The following is a 3,503-nucleotide window of genomic DNA, read 5'->3' as shown; positions in this document are numbered from 1 at the left end:
CCCGCGGACGGCGCTCCGTTCGTGGCGACCGCGGCGACCGCGGCGTTCGCGGCAGCCGGGGTGCGAGCCGCGACCACCCGGCGGATTGCCTCGGCCAAGCGCGCGGCCCGGACCGGTTTCATGACGTAATCGGCCGCCTGCACGGCGAACGCATCGACCGCATGGGCGTCGTCGGCGGTGACGAACACGATGCTGGGGCGCTCGGCGAATCGGGCGATGACGCGGGCCAAAGCCATGCCGTCCAAGCCGGGCATATTGATGTCGCTGAAGACCACGTCGACCGGCTCGGAGTCGAGGACCCGCAGCGCGTCCGTGCCGCTCTGGGCCGTGAGGACCTTCGCGATCCGGGGATCCTGATCGAGCAGGTAGGTCATCTCCGAGAGTGCCGGCAGTTCGTCGTCGACGGCCAGCGCGATCAACTGGTCGCCGGACCCGGGGGTGGGGGAGGAGGCCATGGTCCTGAGCCTATGCCGCGACATGAACGCCGGGGGTGTACTTCGGCACGGTGAAGGAGACCTTCATGCCCGCGTCCGGTGCGGTTTCGACCACCAGGCCGCGCTCGTCGCCGTAGACCTGACGCAGGCGGGCGTCGACGTTGCCCAGACCGATCGAGTTCGACCGGCTCTGGCCGTCGAGGATCCGGCGGATGTGGTCGGGGTCGGCTCCCACGCCGTCGTCCTCGACACTGATCTCGACATCGTGCCCGCGGTCGCTGGCGGTCAGGGTGATCAGCCCCGGCGCGGACTTGGCGGCCAGGCCGTGCCGGACCGCGTTCTCGACCAGCGGCTGGATGGTCAGGTACGGCAGGGCCACGGGCAGCACCTCGCGGTCGACCGCCAGGGAGATCGACAGCCGGTCGCCGAACCGGGCCTGCTCGAGCACGAGGTAGCGCTCGACATTGCGCAGCTCCTCGGCCAACGAGGTGTAGGCACCCCCTTGACGAAGGGCGTACCGGGTGAAGTCGGCGAACTCGAGCAGCAGTTCACGGGCGCGGTCGGGATCGGTGCGCACGAACGACGCGATCGCGCCGAGGCTGTTGTAGATGAAGTGCGGGCTGATCTGGGCGCGCAGGGCCCGCAGTTCGGCCTCCATCGCCCGGGAGCGCTCGCGTCCGAGCTCACTGAGCTCGATCTGCGCGGCCACCCAGGTCGCGACCTCCTCGGTGGCCCGCACCAGACCGGCGCTGGCCCGCGGCCCGTAGGCGCCGATGGTGCCCACGACGAGATCGTCGGTGATGATCGGCGTGATCACGGCCGCCCGGATCGGGCAGTCCACGTCGGTGCAGTGGACCGCGTCACCCTGCAACACGACGCTCCGCCCGGAATCGAGGGTTCGGCGGGCTTGCGCGTGGGCGTGCCGGGCGTGACCGTGCTCGCCGAGGCCGTCCCAGGCGACGAGGGAGTTGAGATCGCAGATGCTCAGCGCCGGCGTGCCGAGCATGGCGCGCAGGTGCGGCGCGGCCTTCTCGGTTCCGTCGTCGCTCAGGCCGTCCCCGAGATGGCGGGCGGCCTCGGAGGCGGAGTGGAGCGTCTCGTAGGTGGTCGCGTCGGCGACGCTGACGTAGCCGCGCGCCGGAACCCGCCGTCGCCACACGAGGAACCACAGGAGCAGGGCCACCGCGGCCACGCCCACGGTCAGCGCGGCCGTGGGCCAGTGCACGTACGGCATGGGCGCTCCTTTGCTCGCTGTGGACAGACTAGGTCGACCAGCGTAGGTGGCGCGGGAGCGCGGCCGTGCGTCGCCTACGCTTGGCCGGTGCAGTCGTCTCCCGAGGTCATCCGTGCGCTCCGATCCCTGGCCGACATCCCGGAGGTGGCGGCCGCGGTCGACGACTCGCGAGAGGCATGTACGCAGCTGCGGTGGCATCAGGCGTTGCGTCGTCGTATCCCCGAGGCCGCGGCGGAGTCTCGTGTGCGGGGGGCATGGGCGAGCGCGCGTCTGGAGGGGGCGCGCACCTCGGTCGAGATCGTGCGCGACCTGATGCGTGGGGCGCGTCAGCCCTCCCCGGACCCGGACCCGGTCGAGCGCATCGTGCGCGGTGCGATGGCCGCGACCGCCGAGACCGAACACGTGCGCGCGGTGGCGGTGGCCTCGCCGATGCAGGCGTTGGCGCGCCTCCACGTGGTGGCGGCGGCGGATCTGGTGCCCGATCGCGCCCAGCTCGGTCGGCCCCGCACCGGTGACGAGACCTGCGAGGAGTTCGCCGATCTGGGGCCGGCGCCGGCGGCCGATCAGGTGCCGGCTCGCTTGGCCGGGGTGGCGCAGATCCTCGCGGCGAACGAGGCGGTGCCCGCGCTGGTGTGCATCGCGATCGCGCATGCCGAGATCGCGACGATCCGGCCCTTCACGCACGGCAACGGACTCGTGGCCCGCGCCTTCGAGCGTGCCCTGGTGCAGGCCACCGGCCTGGATCCGACCGGGGTGGCGGTCACCGAGGCCGGTCAGGGCGACCAGGGGCCGACGGCCTACATCGGTGCGCTGACTGCGTACGCCACCGGCGGCGCGGACGGGGTTCGGCTGTGGCTGGAGCACTGCGGGACGGCGTTGGTGGCCGCTGCGCTGGAGGGTCACACCATCGCCGATGCGGTGTTGGCCGGCCGTCTGACCTGACGCGATTCGGGCGTCACCTTGCCGTTGTCGAGCGTTCATCAAGCGTTCATGATCCCGAGACCGGGGGTGGGGCTTGCAAATCGCGCGCTCGCGGGTGAGGATGGGAACAGTTCAGCTCCCCGCACCCCATCGGGTTGAGCGGACTGGGCGCCGATTCTGTCCCCCCGGAGCGGCGCTAGATGGCCCCGGCGGCCCCCCTCCGCCGGGGCCATCAGCATGTCCGGACGCGGCTGCCGGTCCAGCGTGATGAGAACAGTTGTCCACAGGCGTTCGAGACGAGTCCGCGCCGTCCACAGGCCGTCGATTGCGGGTTCCCTCGCGACCGTGTCCCGGGTCGACTGGACCCATGCCACCCACACCCCTCCTCATCCGTGTCGTCGGTTGCTCCGGCGGCCTGGGCGCCTCGACCCTGGCCTGTGCCCTGGCCGTGGAACTGGCCGACCGCGGCGAGCCCGTGCTGCTCGCCGACGGGGATGCCGCCGGTGGGCGGATCGACGTGACCGCCGCGGTCGAACACCAACCCGGCCTGCGCTGGGGTGACCTCAGCCACATCGACACCCCCGACGTGGAGGCGTTGGTGGCCGCGTTGCCCGGTGACCGAGTTCCGGTGCTCTCCGGCGGCCCTGGCCGCTCGAGCGGGGCCGTCGTCGGGCCGGTCCTCGCGGAGGTGGCGCGGTGGCGCACGGTCGTGGTCGACCAGCCACGCTGGCAGCCCCCGACGATGGAAGTACCGTCGGCCGCGGGGGAGGTCGGTGAGGAGGTCGAGGCGATCGACCTGTTCCTCGTGGGCCTGACGCCGCGGCACCTGCACGACGCGCAGGTCGTCGTCGACGACTGGCCGCTGGGGCCGGCGGCGATCATCACCCGCGGCCGCCGCCACGACGACCTGCTCT

General features: G+C 72.1%; 4 protein-coding genes. 2 read left to right on the top strand and 2 right to left on the bottom strand.

Features of this window, described 5'->3' with window-relative positions:
* Both KD1_RS15585 and KD1_RS15580 read right to left on the bottom strand, forming a co-directional pair.
* Positions 1-455 (bottom strand): response regulator (locus KD1_RS15585; RefSeq protein WP_157073417.1); only part of this gene is annotated, 455 nt, incomplete at its 3' end.
* Between the two features lie 10 nt (positions 456-465).
* Positions 466-1,668 (bottom strand): sensor histidine kinase, encoded by a 1,203-nt coding sequence (locus KD1_RS15580; RefSeq protein ID WP_083542540.1) that lies wholly within the window; start codon positions 1,666-1,668, stop codon positions 466-468.
* 87 nt (positions 1,669-1,755) lie between these two features.
* On the opposite strand from KD1_RS15580, the gene KD1_RS15575 reads away from it, so the two are divergent.
* Positions 1,756-2,610, top strand: coding sequence for a Fic family protein (locus KD1_RS15575; protein ID WP_068403435.1), 855 nt, complete (start codon positions 1,756-1,758; stop codon positions 2,608-2,610).
* Between the two features lie 346 nt (positions 2,611-2,956).
* Positions 2,957-3,503, top strand: a 547-nt coding sequence (locus KD1_RS15570; protein ID WP_502690829.1) for a CpaE-like family protein, incomplete at its 3' end; no start/stop codon positions are given.

It is taken from the genome of Kribbia dieselivorans NBRC 106261 (assembly GCF_001552435.1).
GTDB classification, from domain to species: Bacteria; Actinomycetota; Actinomycetes; order Actinomycetales; family Dermatophilaceae; genus Kribbia; species Kribbia dieselivorans.
Note: the sequence above shows the minus strand (reverse complement) of the source record. Positions and strands in the feature narration are given on the sequence as shown.